The sequence below is a fragment of the Pseudaminobacter sp. Soil_N_29 genome (assembly GCF_057656055.1).
This window is the reverse complement of the sequence record NZ_JBDGLC010000005.1, coordinates 287157-302579: the sequence shown is the minus strand read 5'-3', so window position 1 is coordinate 302579 and position 15423 is coordinate 287157. Positions and strand designations below refer to the sequence as shown.

The 15423-nt window shown below is 62.9% G+C and carries 11 protein-coding genes; 2 read left to right on the top strand and 9 right to left on the bottom strand.

Features of this window, described 5'->3' with window-relative positions:
• Positions 1–298: 298 nt before the first annotated feature.
• Positions 299–1927 carry an ISL3 family transposase gene (locus tag AC3A4H_RS14170; protein WP_487767240.1) on the bottom strand — a complete coding sequence of 543 codons (1629 nt, stop codon included), beginning with the start codon at positions 1925–1927 and terminating at the stop codon, positions 299–301.
• Positions 1928–2654: 727 nt separating this feature from the next.
• Here AC3A4H_RS14170 and AC3A4H_RS14165 point away from each other — a divergent pair.
• Together AC3A4H_RS14165 and AC3A4H_RS14160 are read left to right on the top strand one after the other, a co-directional pair.
• Complete coding sequence (locus tag AC3A4H_RS14165) at positions 2655–3218, top strand: outer membrane protein (RefSeq protein WP_487767239.1); 564 nt, start codon at positions 2655–2657, stop codon at positions 3216–3218.
• 58 nt (positions 3219–3276) lie between these two features.
• Positions 3277–4614 carry an aminotransferase class I/II-fold pyridoxal phosphate-dependent enzyme gene (locus AC3A4H_RS14160; RefSeq protein WP_487767238.1) on the top strand — a complete coding sequence of 446 codons (1338 nt, stop codon included), beginning with the start codon at positions 3277–3279 and terminating at the stop codon, positions 4612–4614.
• A gap of 74 nt (positions 4615–4688) precedes the next feature.
• Here the strand turns inward: AC3A4H_RS14160 and AC3A4H_RS14155 are convergent, their stop codons facing one another.
• The 8 genes from AC3A4H_RS14155 to AC3A4H_RS14120 are packed head-to-tail and all read right to left on the bottom strand — an operon-like array spanning position 4689 to position 15415.
• On the bottom strand, positions 4689–5576 hold the full coding sequence (locus tag AC3A4H_RS14155; RefSeq protein WP_487767237.1) for a UTP--glucose-1-phosphate uridylyltransferase: 888 nt from the start codon (positions 5574–5576) through the stop codon (positions 4689–4691).
• 17 nt (positions 5577–5593) lie between these two features.
• Positions 5594–6781, bottom strand: coding sequence for a polysaccharide pyruvyl transferase family protein (locus AC3A4H_RS14150; protein ID WP_487767236.1), 1188 nt, complete (start codon positions 6779–6781; stop codon positions 5594–5596).
• A gap of 6 nt (positions 6782–6787) precedes the next feature.
• Complete coding sequence (locus tag AC3A4H_RS14145; RefSeq protein ID WP_487767235.1) at positions 6788–8107, bottom strand: glycosyltransferase family 4 protein; 1320 nt, start codon at positions 8105–8107, stop codon at positions 6788–6790.
• Entirely contained in the window at positions 8104–10314 is a 2211-nt protein-coding gene (locus AC3A4H_RS14140) for a hypothetical protein (protein WP_487767234.1), read from the bottom strand. Before AC3A4H_RS14140 ends, AC3A4H_RS14145 begins: the two co-directional genes overlap by 4 nt.
• Before the next feature lies 1 nt (position 10315).
• On the bottom strand, positions 10316–11050 hold the full coding sequence (locus AC3A4H_RS14135) for a hypothetical protein (protein WP_487767233.1): 735 nt from the start codon (positions 11048–11050) through the stop codon (positions 10316–10318).
• A gap of 11 nt (positions 11051–11061) precedes the next feature.
• Positions 11062–12321 carry a glycosyltransferase family 4 protein gene (locus tag AC3A4H_RS14130; RefSeq protein ID WP_487767232.1) on the bottom strand — a complete coding sequence of 420 codons (1260 nt, stop codon included), beginning with the start codon at positions 12319–12321 and terminating at the stop codon, positions 11062–11064.
• Positions 12322–12323: 2 nt separating this feature from the next.
• Complete coding sequence (locus AC3A4H_RS14125) at positions 12324–13163, bottom strand: class I SAM-dependent methyltransferase (RefSeq protein ID WP_487767231.1); 840 nt, start codon at positions 13161–13163, stop codon at positions 12324–12326.
• A complete protein-coding gene (locus AC3A4H_RS14120; protein WP_487767230.1) occupies positions 13160–15415 on the bottom strand; it encodes a glycosyltransferase family 2 protein in 2256 nt (751 codons plus the stop codon). The genes AC3A4H_RS14125 and AC3A4H_RS14120 overlap by 4 nt, the downstream gene beginning before the upstream one ends.
• Positions 15416–15423: the final 8 nt, after the last annotated feature.

Here is a 15423-nt window from a genome sequence, read left to right as displayed (position 1 = left end):
TCCCCCCAATTTGCGGTCAAAACCCCTCCTTCTCGCAATGTTCGGCAAGCAAGGCAGACTACAATGCGGAAACAGTTGAAACTCTTCACTATAGCAATGATTGAATAATAAGGCGATGCGAGACGAGCCAACGAAATGAAAAAACGGACTGAACTGCGCTTGTTCGATTGAATCGTTCTGCGTAACCAGCGTGGGAATTTTTGTCTCCGCAAGCAAGCGTCAGCAGTCATCGCGCGGCTTCGCGCTGAAGACAGAGACTCTTTCGACCATGTCGCTTGGCACTTAATTGGGTTCTTCCTCACTTTGTGTGGCGCGGTGGCAGCATGCGTGCTCTCAGCAGTTCAGGGCCTGCCCGACCGTACATTGCGCGCTTGAGCGTCTTGAGGCGGTTGATCTGGCCTTCGGCCTGTCCGTTGCTCCAGGGCAGCTCGATGGCGTTGTTGACGGCATCGATGTCTCTGCGCAGGACGCGGGCGAACCGCATGAGCGGAATGAGATCGGAGTCGATCGCATCGTCGATCCATGTATCCAGTGGTGCCGATCTCTTGCCACGAAGGATGCCGTTGAAGCGCATCGCCAGGCGTCGCATCTCGGCGAACGCCTCAGATCCCTGCTTCAGAGCCTCGACCTTCCTTGCCTGCAGGTCTGTCAGAAGGCTTTGCGGTTTGATGCACAGCGCCGCGGCAACCACCGGCGAGATCGCATGACCGGTGTCCGGATCTCGAACTGGCTCCAACTTCAACGCGACTGGCGACACATCACTAGCCTGCTCCCTTTCGGCCCGCCTCCAGGCTCCCAGCAGGCGCTCAAGATTGGCGAAGCTGCCGGTGTAGCCGCGCTGCTTGACGTCATGAAACAGATGCCGTCCGCAGCGGTTCCCATCCTTCCAGCATTGGGCAAGGAAGGGTTCAAAATACCATGGCGATGTGGGGTTCAGTGCTGCTCGCCGCCTGTCTGGCGGAGCCTTGAACTTGAGCCAATTCGCTACGCTGCGACGTTCATATCCGGTCCGACGGGCGATCTCGCTGTACGAAAGCCCTTCGTGGCGCAAGGCGTGGAGCATTTCGAATATCTCCTGACGAGATTGCCGATGCGCGAGACGGGCGCGCCGGCGATGTGTGGCAGCGTCAACAATTGCGTCCTCCGACAGGATGGCCCTGCCTGTGGCACGTCCAGAAAGGCTCATCTGTTCTTCGATTGCCGAGCGAAGGTTCTGGATCAGATGAAAACGATCGGCTACCTGCCGGGCCTGCGGTGCTCCTTCACGGACGGCCTGAGCGTACAGGCCGCAGCGGTCCCGGCTGACGATCTCGACGGAAGGATGGTTCCGCAGCCACTTGGCCGCGCTCTCGACGCTGCGGTCGTCCAGTATGTCGACAACCGAGCGACGCTCTAGATCAATCATGATGGTCCCATAGCTTGTCGCCCGTCGCCAACTCCAGTCATCGATGCCAATCACCCGAACCTCGGAATTGCTGCGGTGAGCAACCGCGGCATCCCGTTTCAGCTGCCGCAGAATGGTGTCGTCGCTGACCGGGATGCCGAGCCGTTGCATCAAGCGCTCGCCAGGACGGCCACCAGCGCTGTGGCCGAGCAATCCGACAATCTCCACGACCCTTGTCGTCCGGCGCGCATAAGGCTCAGCAACCGTCGGCATGCGGTCGGTAAACGTTTGTCGCGCGCATGCCTGATGCGAACATCGCCAGCGGCTCAGCAGGAGCTTCACCATCACGGGCTTGCCCTGGACGGGCAGATCCTGGAGGCTGCGGCTGGACCAGCCATGCCGACTTCGGCTCCGCCGTCCACAATCGGGGCAAATACCGATCGTGGATCCGGCTGCGGAAACAACCCAACCGTCGTCAACAGTGAGCGCGACACCCAGTATCTTGACCCCTGGGCCGGGCGACCATTTCGATTTCGTTCGCATGCCCGCCCATAGCGACAACCTCGCTAACGGCGAATGAACCACACAAAGTGAGGAAGAACCTGTTTTCTCCTGATTTGTCCGGGTGGAGCTCCCGCGAGCGATGGTAACACCCAATGCCGAGGGCGCGGTTGTCAGCAATGTCCACCTTGTCGGCGGCACGACCGTATGCCCAGGAACTGAGTCGGCCGGACGGTTTGTGCTACATCATCAAATACGAGTCACGGCAGAACGCTTCCTTCAGGTCCGTTTCGTCTCCAACAACGTGACATCCGCCAAAATGCAATGAGAGATCAGGACAGAAACACCGGCCTCACAACCAAGCCACATTCGTCAAGCGAGCCGTCGTCGAGAAGGTGCCAAGTCCAGCTTACTTTGCCTGCGCCGATCATGCGCCTAGAAGGGCCTGTCTGAGAGCGGTTTCTGGCAGACGCTATTCAGTGAAAAAGTCTCGTAGGATCGGTCGGTGCAATCCATTTTCATTGCGTGCCAATCAAGCTGATGGATATATTGCCTCGATATACATGTTTACTTTTGTAGCAATTATTTTTTCCACAGAAAGTATGGGTTGTTTTCGTATAGTAATGATTTTTTAGCGACTTTTGGCTGTGAAGGGTAAGTCATATTAATTACTTAATGAAAAGTTAGTTATTCATTTCCATGTCGCTTGAAGGCGGTATGAAAAGCTGCTTAGTGCGATCTCGCTGTGTGGATTCGACAAGGGGCACTGATGAGCGCGCGGGTTCTCGGCTTTTTCATTTTTTTGCTGTCGAGCAGCGCTGGCCAGGCGGCTGACCTGGACGGGCGAGCGGCGGTCGACTGGAGTGCTCCTTATTTTGGCATTTCGGGCGGTTATGGCTGGCTGCGGGATGTCGATCGCTCTTTTGCTCCGCCGCTCCGTTCATCGGGAGATGACGTCGTCTTTGGCGCGCACGCCGGCTATCTCCACCAATTCGGTGCCTTCGTAGTGGGAGGCGAAGCCGAATACATGCGGCTTGGTATCAATTTTGAGGGTTTTCCGATCGACGTCGAAGACGCCGTCTCGGCGAAGGCCCGCGCCGGCTTCACCTTCGACCGCCTGCTGCTCACCGGTCATGCCGGGGCCACCTATATCACCACCAATATCGGACTGAAGGATTGGGGCTGGGTGGCAGGCGCCGGTGCCGACTACCGCCTGAGCGAGAATGTCGCCGTCGGAGTGAACTGGGATCACATGCAGTTCAAGCGGTTCGACGGCACGCTGATCGATGGTCAGATCGATCTCCTCAAGGCGCGAATAGATTTCAGATTCTAGGAATGGCCAAGGCGCTCGGCCCGCGAGCCTCATACCGACCAAGAGAGACCCGCTGTCAATGAAAGCAATACCCAAGGCTGCACTGTCCGGGAGTCTGAAGGACTATCGCACCTTGAAGAATGGCGGCCTCATGTCGCGTGCCGACAGCTTCTTCAGCTGGCAGGATCTTCGCCGTGAGCATGGCTTGTGGCCCTATGCCCGTTCGACGTCTTCCGCACCCCGGCCGCGATCGGAGATCAGGTCCGACGCCGGAGAAGCCAGTTCAGGCGTCAATTTCGCCTCGCAGGACTATCTGAGCCTGGCCTCTCATCCAAGGATCAAGGCCGCGGCAATGGAGGCGATCGAAAAATATGGCGTTCACAGCGCCGGTTCGGCCGCCCTTCTCGGCAACACTACCTATTCGCTGCAGTTGTCGGCGACTTTTTCGGAATTCCTCGGGGGCCGCGAGGTCGTGCTTTATCCGACCGGCTGGGCCGCCGGATATGGCGCCATTCAGGGCTTTGTCCGTTCCGATGACCACGTCGTGATGGACATACTGGCGCATTCCTGCCTACAGGCGGGAGCGGCGGCGGCAACCCAAAATGTGCATTACTTCCGGCATCTCGACACCGATGCGGTGGCGCGCAGGCTGGCAAACATTCGTGCGACAGACACGAAGAACGGCATTCTCGTCGTGACGGAAAGCCTCTTCTCGATGCACTCCGACACCCCTGACCTCGGGGCGCTTCGAAGTGTCTGTGATGCTTACGGGGCCAGTCTGCTGGTCGACTGCGCTCATGACTTCGGCTGCATGGGCGAGGATGGTCTTGGCCACATCGGCCAGCAGGGTATGCTCGACGAGATCGACATCATCATCGGCAGCTTCTCCAAAACCTTCGCCTCCAACGGCGGCTTTGTGGCCGTCAAGACGCGGGCCGCCGCCGAATATCTGAGATATTACAGCGCGCCGCACACATTCTCGAATGCTCTGTCGCCAGTCCAGGCCGCCACGGTTCTGGAGGCGCTTTCGATCATCCGGGCGGACGAAGGGAAAGAGTTGCGGCACAGGTTGCGCGACAATGTGATTTATTTGCGCGAGGCCATGGCGCGTTCGGGGCGCGAAGTGCTGGGGGAGCCTTCCCCCATCGTGCCGGTTCGCGTCGGCGGCGAAGCCCTGGGACGGCTGGCCTCGAAATATCTCTCGATATTCGCAGGGCTCGCCAATCTGGTGGAATTTCCGGCCGTCCCATTGGGACAATCCCGGTTCCGATTCCAGGTCATGGCCGGCCATTCAGTAGAGGACGTCGATACCATGGTTGCCGCGTTCAATGGCGCGATGGACAGCGCCTCGGCGGAACTGGATCAGATACAGGCTGGAGCAGGCGCTCAAGAACCTACGGCGGGTCACGGTCCCTAATCGGCCTCGACGACTACCTCGCCGGCTTGTCCAGTGGTCCATGGCCAAAAGGTCATGGGCCACTGGTATCACTCTTACGCGACGGCGCGCCGCGCAGACGAAAGCGCTTCCATCTCGATCCCGATGTAAGGGGCAAGGTCGGCGCGCGCGGTCGCCATATGCAGGTTGGCAGACACGAAGCCGGCTGGCGAACCGCAATCGAAGGTGCGGCCACAGAACTCGAAGGGCCGGATCTCCTGGTTTTCAATCAACGCGATCATGGCGTCGGTGAGCTGGATTTCGCCGCCCGCTCCCGGCGCCTGCCTCTCAAGTATGTCGAAGATTTCGGGCTGCAGGATGTAGCGCCCGGAAATGAAGAGATTGCTGGGGGCCGTGCCGGGGGCAGGTTTCTCGACAAGACCGTTTACAACCGGGCCATTGGCCGTCGGCTTGAGCGAGACGATGCCGAACTTGTGGGTGTCTTCGGGCGCGCATCGCTCTACTGCGATCACGTTGCCGCCATGGCAACTATGGAGATTGACCATGGACTTCAGGCATGGCCTGTCGGAAATCATGAGCATGTCGGGCAAAAGCACTGCGAAGGGCTCGTTGCCGACGATGTGCCGGGCCGTCCATACCGCGTGGCCGAGACCCCGTGCCTGCTGCTGGCGCACGAAGGAAATCGCCCCGGCGCCTGGCGTGTCCTGCTCGATCCGGTCGGCCAAACGCTGCTTCCCGGCATTGCGCAGGCACACATCGAGTTCAAAGGCGTGGTCGAAATGGTCCTCGATCGCGCCCTTCATGCGCCCGGTGACGATGATCACATGTTCAATCCCCGAGGCGAAGGCCTCTGCGACGATGTAGTCCAGCACGGGCCGGTCGACGATCGTCAGAAGTTCCTTCGGGATGCTCTTGGTCGCCGGAAGCATGCGCGTTCCGAAACCGGCGGCGGGAATGATGGCCTTGCGAATCTTCTGGTGCATGGGGGTAGCCCTCCGGTTCATGCGAATTTGCGGATTGAAGTGCCTTGGGTGTTGCCGGTGTCGATCATCCTGTGAGCGACGCCGTTTTCGGTGAGGAACTGGTGCATCTCGCCATAGATGTGGCGCCAGGAACGGTTATGCTTATCGAACAGGGACTGATCCCAGTATTCGTCCAACCGAAACTCTTTGCTGCTGAAGACGTCGAAGCTTGGAATCTGGAATGTTTCCGCAAACTCGACCGTTCTGCTGTCGTAAGTGAAATAGATTGACGGCACCCCGTTAGCGAGCGCCATGAGGTTGCCGTGCAGGCGATAGCCCAGGACCAGGTCCAGCGAGCGCACGAGCTCTTCGTAGTCGGCAACGACATCGGAATAGAACAGCCGTTCGCAATAGAGCCGCACCATCTCCTCGTCGAGATACCAGGAGGCGGCCCATGGATGCGCCCTCAAGGCATCCATTGCATCATCCCGCTGCGCGTCGGTTCCCAGCACGAGCTTCTTTTCCTCGACTTCCCCTTGTGCCATCAGCACCGCATCAAAGCGGCGGGCCATGGTTTTCACGAGGTCGCGGTGGAAGGTCAGGTATCGCTCTATGTCCTTGGCGTAGTCGGGAGAGACCTCGCGGCGGATGGTAACGCCGACCTTCCGGACGCTATCCAGCGGGGGGAGCTTGATGCGCAAGTCGGGGGCGTTGCTGCGAAAGGCCGTCGGGCAACCGATGATGCGGGTGTTGCGAATACCGATGTCCTGCAGCACCTGAGCCGTGTAGGAGCCGCGCACCCCGATGGACGTGGTTGAGTCAGCTATGAGATGGAGCAGCTCCTGCGTTTGTTCCGAGAGCCGGATTCTGCCCTTCGACGGTGCCTGGGCGCCGATGCCGAAGCCGATGATGGGCAGGCCAAGCCGCTTCAGGATCGGAACGGCCTGCTCCCAGTCCATCGAGTTGTGGATGTAGTTGGATCCACGCAGGAAAACATAGTCATACTCGTCGCGTAGCCGATCGACGAGGTCGGGTTTGAACTCCGAGATCTCGAGAACTCCGAGCTTGTCGTAGCTCAGAAGCTTCAGCGAAGAATCGAAGACGAACGCATCCCCGATATTGTGATAGCTGTTGATGCTGCCTTGAATGTCGTAGTGCTGGTACCAGCGGACATTGTCGCGCCCGTATACTTCGCCCGAGGGTATCATCACGAGGACGCGTGCCATGGCTGTCTAACCCGCCTTTGGAAGGAGTGCGGTCCGGCGGGCCGCGGCCCCGCCATGATCCTGACGCAGCAGCCGACGGTAGAGCTCTACATGTTCGCGGGCGCAATCGATGTGGCTCGTCGGTTGCCTCATGGAGGCCCGCAGCCGCTCCCAGGCCCGGGGATCGCCCAACACCGCGGCCATGCGGTCGGCAAGATCCTGCGCGCTGCCTGCGCGGAAATGCAGCCCGTCCTTGCGGTCCCGTACCTTTTCGGCCATGCCGCCGATGTCCGAGCAGATGATGGGCCTGCGGTGGTGCAGCGCTTCCTGGATCACCAGCGGCGAGTTTTCCCACCAGGTGGACGGCATCACGACCCAATCCACCGAGCGGATCAGGCGCGGCATGTCGGCGTTCTGGTAAGCGCCGTAGAAGCGCACGCGGCGGCCCGCGTCGTCGATGAGCTTCTTCAGGCGTTCCTGGAAGTCGGGCGGCTGGCGCTCGAGATTGCCGCCGAAGATCATCAGGCAGGCGTCGTCGCCCCAGATGTCCTCGGGCACCCGCGAGACCGCGTCGATCAGCACGTCGACGCCCTTGAACGGCGTCAATTGTCCGAAATAGGCGAAGCGGTTCCGGCGGGGGTTTTGGGACGAAACCTCGCGTGCGGGCGCGACGTCCCCCAGTGCGATCCCGTTCTCGATGACCGACAGCTTGTCCGCCTCGATCCCCCATCGCGCATAACGTTCGGCCAGAAACCTGCTCGGGGAAACGAAGGCGTCGGCAAGCTCGAGCATTCCGCGCGCAAACCGCTCGCGCTTCAGGAACTGCGACACGGGTATTTCGGGAAAACATCCGTGGCAGGCGACAGGGGATGCCTCCCTGCAGAGCTGGCCGGTCGGCCGTTTCACCATCTGGCCATGGTTGTGGCAGATCGACAGGTATTCATGGAACGTCACCAGGACGACCGACCGCGGCAGGGCCTCGCGCACCGCATAAAGCGCTTCCATCCCCAGGCCCAGCACATGATGGAAGTGGACGACATGAGGCCGCGCATCGCGGACGAAGCGCACCAGGTCGCGCTGGAGAGCCTCGGTATCGCCGTTCGAGAGGAAGAAGTGGTTGTAGTCGTCGGCGTGGAACAGCAGTTCGTCCTCGGTTGGACGAAGGCTCATGAGTGCCGAAGCGCCATGCCGCGGAAAGGGTTGGCCGACGCGGGCCAGATAGACCGATTCCACATCGGGCAGTGAATTCAGGCCCTGGTGGAGGCTGTGGGACGCGATTTCGGCACCACCCAGCGCGAGCGCCGGATGCCCGTGCGAGACGATGAGGACCCGAAGCTGCTCGGTCATGTGCGAGGCCCCTCCGATCGGTTTTCCTTGCCGGCAAGCTCAGCCGTGCCGCGGGCATCGAGGATCTTGCGATCGATGCTCTCCACGAGAGCGCCCATCGCCGATGTGCCCGTGCTCGACGTCTCGTCGGAACCAAGCATCTGCACGGATGGCAGCCAGTAGGAGGCAACGCCGCCGCGGCTGAGGCGAAGGCCAAGGTCCAATCCCTTTTCGCGAGAGCCGAGATATCCCCCTGCGAAGCCGCCGGCCTCGAGAAGCGCCTCGCGCGGCATCACGCAGCATTCGAGCGATGCGGCAGCAACGGCCGTCAACTCGAACCCGGTCACCGCGCTGATGGGGTAGCCTTCGTAGCGAAGCGCGGGCCAGGTCCCCGCCCAACGAACAGAATAGTCCTCATAGGCGAGGGTAGGGGAGACGATGCTATTCTTGAGCGCTGCCTGGGTGTCGACGAGCTTGCGATACCAGCCGGGCTTGTGCGGCACCAACGATGCTGAAAGCAGGACTACCGTGTCCGAAGGCAGTGCCCGCGCCCCGGCCTCGAGAAGGTCATAGGCATCGCTCGCCTCTCCGGCCGAGACCAGCCTGAGCGAGAGCTCGTAGAACGCGGCGAGCTTCCTTATGCGGTCCACCTGCCGATGAAAGCGTTCCGAGGGGACCACAAGGGCTATCGGAGCGTGCTTCGTTTCGGGGTCGATCGCCAGCAAGCCAAGAAGGGGGGCGATGCCGTCCTCGTCGTTTTCGCCGACGCTGATGACGATCGGCGGGCCGGCAGCCGCCTGGAACGGACCCGGATCGACAACGGCTTCGACCGTTGGCGACACCCTTTGCGAGGTGCAGAGAAGTGGGACAATCTGGCGGTCCATGACCTCCGGCAGAGCCCAATCGGACGGATCGATGGCACGCAACTGGCGCACCGCCGCAAGGCGGGCCGAGGTCCGCAAGGGCGAGAGCGGCATGAAGGCGCGGCGGGTGTCGCGCAATGTAAGTTCCAGGTAGAGGGCCGAAGACGGATCGCCGTCCGGTAGCCGCGCATGGGCGACGAAGCCATGCCTGTGGCCGCCGTGGCCGAATGCGCGCGAGAAGGCGGGGTGGTCTGCGAAGGCATCGGTCACATCGGTCCGGTCGAGCCGGCTCCAGCTATCGTCGAACCGTGCTTCCCCGTTGTGACGGCGCAACTTCACGCTTTGGACATGACCGTCGGGGTCAAGCAGCCAGCCGGAGACAAGAAATCCCGCGCCGTCGACCTGGAATACGCCGTCTACACCCATGCGGACCGGAAGCGGCAGGCTCGACACCGTCTCGGTGCCGTCGAAGCTGTTTGCCGCCGCGCGCAGACGCAGCAGGGCTTGCGGGGTGCTGTTTGCCCGCAGCAGCACCGAGCGGACGTGGCCAGGTGTTTCCAGCAGTCCGGCAATCAGCTTGCGCTCGTGGACGGCCACATGACGCCAGCCGTGGCGGCCGCGCCAGACGAGGCCCTCGATGCCGCCAGGACTGATCGCGCCGTCCGCATTGAGAAGTCCGGCGAAGGCCGAGGCTCCCTGGGGAAGGTCCTGCCTTGCGTAGACGGCAATTGCGCTATCCGCGACCGAGGGCCTGTTGCCGTCGACCACCGCCTGGGCCATGCCGGGCATGACGTCGGAGGCCCAGCCCTGCAGGAAGATCTCCCCGTCCTGGCCTGCGCCAAGCAACTCGATGAAGCCGTTGCTCCCATGCGCCGCCTTGACCAGGGTGACGATGGCCGACAGCCTGTGAGGGTCGGACGGAGCCGCGATGAGCAAATCCGCCAGGGCGTCGATGGTGGCGGCCAGCCGGCTGCCGCAAAGCTCGGCCAGCAGCGCGGCAGCTTCGTTCACCGAGACCGTTCGAGGCGTGAAGACGTAGCGCTTGGGCGCGCCTTCCAGCTCGAACTGCACGGTCGCGAAGGCGCTATCGGCGCTGTTCGTGGGCAGAAGGGCCGCGAAGCCGTGCGTGGCGGTCGGCGACGGCGTCCCCAATCGCCAGCTGACGACGGCGGCAGACGAGATCTCGGCGGGATCATCATTGAGTGTTGCCGGTGCCGCGCTTGGCATCGGGCCGCCCGTGCCGATCACGAGCAGGGTGGAACCGCCGATCGGGCAACCGGTTACCCTTCCGGCCCTGGGGATCCTGCCGGTACGCCGGGGCGCGGCGGTCAGGGATGGGGGATGTCCATTTTCCACGGCCAGCATGTCACATCCCGGCAAGGAGCGTCATGGCAGCACCCGCCGCAAAACCCACCAGGACGAAAAGCAACAGCAGCAACGGCTTCAACTCCCCGTTGGAGCGCTTCTGCAGACCGCTCAGGGTCTTTTCCATCCCCGCCACCACGCCGTCGAGCCGCATCAGATGCACGTCGAGATCGCTCAGCCGCTGCGTGATCTCGATGCGGAGGCCGGCCACGGCGGTACTGATGTCGATGAGCCCGACCGTCTCGGTCTCGCCGGTGTCGTCGATCTGCTGCGTGCGCATGACGGAGCGCTGGGAGATCTGCAGCTGCCGCTGCGCCGCCATCAGAACGTCCAGCTTGTCGAGGACCTTGGTGAGTGGCGCGGCGATCAGGGCTTCAGCGGCCTGCTCGTTGGGGAGGGGGACGCGCAGCGCCTGCTCATTGTCCGGCCCGTTCACCGCCACCACGACGAGATCGGAAGCGCGCGAGGCCGCTGGCTGCGGCAGCGCGATCTCAAAGGCGTGCTTGCCATCGCCGATGCCGTTGCGCCGCAGGTCGGGACGATCGCGGTCGGCAGCCGCCTCGGCTATCGTCTTGCCGTCCAGCATCACGCGGATCGCCACCCGCCTGTGCGGCTCGGCGGGGTCGAAGGCCCAGCCGAAGACGCGGCCCTGGTCGATGGCGTCCACGCGGCCATTCACCGGCTTGGTGTTGTTCTGCTCGGCCATTGCACCTGGTTTCTCGGCACCAACAGGCATTCAGCTGTTCCTCATGCTGCTTGGACACGACGTGCGGGCTCGATCGCCTCGATCAATTCGAGGTAGCGCCGAGCGGTCGTGTCGATGTCGTCGGGCCGGCGTGCGTTGCTGGAAAGCCGACGCCGCAGTTCCGGCTCTTCAGCGATGCGGCGCATCGCCGAGGCGAGCGCGCGCGGATCGTTGGGGGAAACCCCCAGGCCATTGACCCCATCGTCGACCAGTTCGGCCATGCCGCCGATGTTGCTGGCGATGACGGGCCGCCCTTGTGCCTGGGCCTCCTGGATGACGAGCGGGGCATTCTCCCACCAAATCGACGGCACAATCGTGCAGTCGACGTCGGCAACGAGCTCGGCGACGTCCTCGCGCCGATAGGGCCCGCGCCTCTGCACCGTCGGCGCGGTGTCGCTGAAAAGGCGGTCGATCTCGGCGACAAAGGCGTCGCTTTGGAACGGTGTTCCGCCGTGGACGCGCAATTCGAACTCGAGCCCTTCGGCGATGAGCAGCCTGGCGGCCTCGAGCAGAACCGTCGCGCCCTTCCAGGGATTGAGATTGCCAAAATATCCAAACACTGTCGGACGTCCGGCGCCGCCTGGCGCGACCGCGGGCGTCGGCCGACGCGGAAGGCCGTTGGGGATCACGCTTATGGCGTCCTCGGCAAGCTCCCAGTCGACGAAGCGCTGCCGCAGGAACCGGCTCGGCGCGACGAAGTGGTCAACCGTGCTCAGCAGAGCCTTCAGATGGCGCTCCCGCAACGCAAAACGATCGAGAGGGATGTCCTTGAAGCAGGCGTGGCAGCGGTCCGGGCTCGCGGCGTGGCAGAGCTCCTTGCCGCTGGTGCGGACCATCAGGCCGTCATGGTGGCAGATCGGATAGTAATCATGGAGCGTCATGACGATGCGGCAATCCGGCAGCGTTCGCCGGACGATATGCGGGAACTCGGCGCCGATCAGCAGCAGGTGATGGATATGCACTACGTCCGGCCGAAAGTCGGACAGCAGCTCCACCAGGTCCGGGACGACCCCGTAGAGGTCGACCTGGCTCATGTAGAAACGGTCGAAGTGGCCGGACCACAGCAGCACTTCGTCTGCCGCATCGCCGAGCCCCTGGAAGCTCGTGCCTGGTCGGACGTCGCGATGGATCTGGTTCGTCGCGCCGAGGAAGAGCGCTTCGTGGCCGGCGCGCTGGTAGGCGCGGAAAAGGTCGTGCGCGAAGATCTCGGTACCGCCAGGATGGAGGGCCGGATGGTTGTGCGCCGCTACAAGGATGCGCATGCTTACCGCTGGGCTCCCCGGCATTCGGCCACATAGAGGTCCTGGTAGTGGTCCGCGTCCTGGCCGCGCCAGTGGCCGAAGGATTTGAGTGCGATCACCAGCCCGGCCCTTTCCAGGGCCTGATCCAGGAAGCCGTCGTCGAACCCGACGGCGGCGAGCGGCGGCATGTCGGGAACAAACCAGCAGGGCCCGTCGCCATCGCGCACGAAGCCAAGCCTGGGATCGCGCCTGCCGGATGTGTTCTCGGCAGCGATGCCGTCGACCACAAAGGCGGTCATGAACAAGCGCCCGCCCGGTTTGAGCAGACTGGCGACCTCGCTCAGGTGAACGAGAACCTCGTCGGGCGGCAGGTGCGTGACGACGGAGGTCATGATCACGAAATCGAATTGCCGCTCGGCGTAGGGGAGTTTCAGCGCCTCGCCGCTGATCTTGCCTTGGGGGTTGTAGAGCTTGTGCGCAATGTCGAGCCGCTGGAACGTAAAGTTGGGATAGACGGGGGTGATGAAACGCCGGCACCAGGCGATGCCGCCCTCGACCGGGTCGAACCCGCTGTAGCGTCCCTTCTCCACATCCAGATACTGGGTGAGCGGAACGGCCATGCGGCCAATGCCGCAGCCGATGTCGAGCACGCGGTGTTCCGGCCGCAGGCCGCCCAGGCGGATGAAATGGCCCAGAAACTCCGCGCCGACGGCCCGGAAATCTCCGTCCCCGACGAACACGCTGCCCGCATCCGGCTGCGGCAGAAAGCGGTTGCGCAGGACCGCCTCCATCAGCCAGCCCACGCGATCCTCCTGGACCGTCGCTGCCGGCCCGATTTCATGGCGGAGAACCGCTTCGCTCATGCGGCGTTCCTTTCCCTCGCTTGGATTTCGATGGGGACGCCTGCCCCGTTTGCGCCGTCGCAATAGGCAGGCATCAGCGCGGCGATGTCGTCCTCCCAGCGCCGGGTGTGCAGCCAGGCGTTGTATTGGCTGGCGACGCCGCGCATGTAGTCCTGGCTTTGGCGGATCGACCGGCGCTCGAAATGATAGAGGCAGGCCGCCGGTTCATAGGCGATCTGCAGACCCAGCCGCCGGATCTTGAGGCAGAGGTCGCTGTCTTCGTAGTCGCCTATGACATAGTCCTCCGTATATCCGCCGACCCGCTCGTAAGTTTCCCTGCGCGTCACAAGGCATGCGCCCGTGACGCCAGGAACGTTGCGGGCGACCTGCGCCGGCGGATAGCGTCCCGGCATCCCTTTGTAGAAATGGTGGTTGAGCCAGATGCCGCGCTGGTCGCGGCCGAAATAGAGCCCGGCATGCTGCAGCGAGCCGTCCTCGAAAATCAGCTTGGGGCCGATGGCACCGAGTTTGCGTTGTTCGACAAGCGGTCGCGCCAGTAGCTGGAGCCAGCCCGGTTCACGCGGCACGACGTCGGAGTTGAGCATCACGAGAACCGTGCCGCGCGCAAAGCGCGCGCCCGCGTTGCAGGCCCGGGCATAGCCGCCATTGCGGTTCATCACGACGAGCTTCATCGGCAGGCCGTGCAGGATGTGAAGCCCGCCCAGCATGTGCTTCGTCTCGTCCTCGATCTCGGGGGAATCCAGGACAAATATGATCTCGGCATTTTCCGCCAGCCAGGGATCGGTGGCCATGCAGGACAGTTGAAAACGGAGGAAGTCGAGGACCCGATAGAGAGGCACCACGATCGAGACGAGCGGCGCCTTTCGAGGCTGGCCATAGTCCTTCGTGTGGTCGACCCCTATTGTCTTGCCCAATTCACGTTCGGCACACTCGAGGGCCGGGGCAAGAATGGTCCGGAACGCTTCATCCACGGCATGCTGTGGGGGTACGGCGCGCAGGATGCGGTTGCGCTGCGCTACTGGCTCGAAGGGCTGCGGCTTCGGTACGAGCGGTTTCACCGCACCCGAGGCGAGCCGCATCTGGAAGCGAGGCTGGAGCAGTGGGCCAAGCGGCTCGTCCAGCGGAAGCCAGGCGATGAAGCCGGTCACGTCGGTCTTTGCTTTGGTCCTCGCGTCCCGGCCCCAGGCCGGGAACTCGTACCAGTTGCCGTCGAGCGGCAGGACCGTGCCGTCCTCCCTGAGATAGTCGATGCCGGCAAGGGTGAAGGTCGGATCCTTGGTCCAGCCACCGGCGAGCAGGCCGCCTTGCAACGAGAGGGCGAGGTCGATCTCGGCAGCGGCATGCGTCTGCGAGCTGGCGACCCGCCGGGCCGGAAGCGGAGCCCGCAGCTGGAGGTCGATTGCAGATGCCGGGCCACCACCGGGCAGGTTTGACAGTTGCCGCACGACGAACTCGCGCAGGCCAGAGTCGCCGCGCTGCTCAGCCCACCATTTCTGAAGACCGGGGTAGCGCGGATTGCAGTTCGGCAGGTTCCGGACTGCGATGCCCCTTTTGCCCAGGAACATGATGTGAAGCGGCCGGGCAGGCTGCGGCGAGTCGAGAATGAAATGGCAGGACTGCCAACCCCGCTCCGAACTGTTGCCGATGACAAATTGCGGGGACAGCGGCAGAACGGAACTGGCGCCGATGGCATAGATGCCGCTGATCTCGCCCAGCTCAGGACTGATGTCGGTCTCGACGAGATAGCGTCGCGGAGCGATCTGGCAGACGGAATTGGCAAGTCGCGGCGCCGGCACAAGGGTGTAGACGGCATCCTCGACGACGCTGCTAAAAAGCTCGTCGCGGGACAGCCGGAACGCACTGCGCCATACGGTCAGAAGATTGTTCAGGAACTTGACGCGGCCCTCGGGCGAGAGGTTGCCCAGCAGGGCCTCCACGTCGAGGAGCGGCAGCCGTGCGGTCGGTTGGAGCGCGAATGCCTGCAGCGTGTTTCCGTCCGCCGCGGCAATCTGCGCGACTTCCGCCTCGCTTCCCGGCTTCACTGCCCACAGCACGCACTGCCCGCCATCGGCCCGCGGAAGGGTCATGCTGACAAGAGGCACCGGCTGGGATTGCATGGCCAGGGTGAATTTGCCCAGGGTTGGTAGCTGCGGGGGCATGTCCCAGACCACGACAGCCACCTCCGAGCAAAGCTGGAAGGCCTGCGCAAAGCTGGAACCGCCGCCGGCGACCTTCGAACGGTCGGACGTCACGCGTTGGT

What these genes read in the sequence shown, in the direction of transcription:
- AC3A4H_RS14170 (WP_487767240.1), bottom strand. Translation starts at nt 1,927, where the DNA reads ATGCGAACGAAATCGAAATGGTCGCCCGGCCCAGGGGTCAAGATACTG.
- AC3A4H_RS14165 (WP_487767239.1), top strand. Translation starts at nt 2,655, where the DNA reads ATGAGCGCGCGGGTTCTCGGCTTTTTCATTTTTTTGCTGTCGAGCAGC.
- AC3A4H_RS14160 (WP_487767238.1), top strand. Translation starts at nt 3,277, where the DNA reads ATGAAAGCAATACCCAAGGCTGCACTGTCCGGGAGTCTGAAGGACTAT.
- AC3A4H_RS14155 (WP_487767237.1), bottom strand. Translation starts at nt 5,576, where the DNA reads ATGCACCAGAAGATTCGCAAGGCCATCATTCCCGCCGCCGGTTTCGGA.
- AC3A4H_RS14150 (WP_487767236.1), bottom strand. Translation starts at nt 6,781, where the DNA reads ATGGCACGCGTCCTCGTGATGATACCCTCGGGCGAAGTATACGGGCGC.
- AC3A4H_RS14145 (WP_487767235.1), bottom strand. Translation starts at nt 8,107, where the DNA reads ATGACCGAGCAGCTTCGGGTCCTCATCGTCTCGCACGGGCATCCGGCG.
- AC3A4H_RS14140 (WP_487767234.1), bottom strand. Translation starts at nt 10,314, where the DNA reads ATGCTGGCCGTGGAAAATGGACATCCCCCATCCCTGACCGCCGCGCCC.
- AC3A4H_RS14135 (WP_487767233.1), bottom strand. Translation starts at nt 11,050, where the DNA reads ATGCCTGTTGGTGCCGAGAAACCAGGTGCAATGGCCGAGCAGAACAAC.
- AC3A4H_RS14130 (WP_487767232.1), bottom strand. Translation starts at nt 12,321, where the DNA reads ATGCGCATCCTTGTAGCGGCGCACAACCATCCGGCCCTCCATCCTGGC.
- AC3A4H_RS14125 (WP_487767231.1), bottom strand. Translation starts at nt 13,163, where the DNA reads ATGAGCGAAGCGGTTCTCCGCCATGAAATCGGGCCGGCAGCGACGGTC.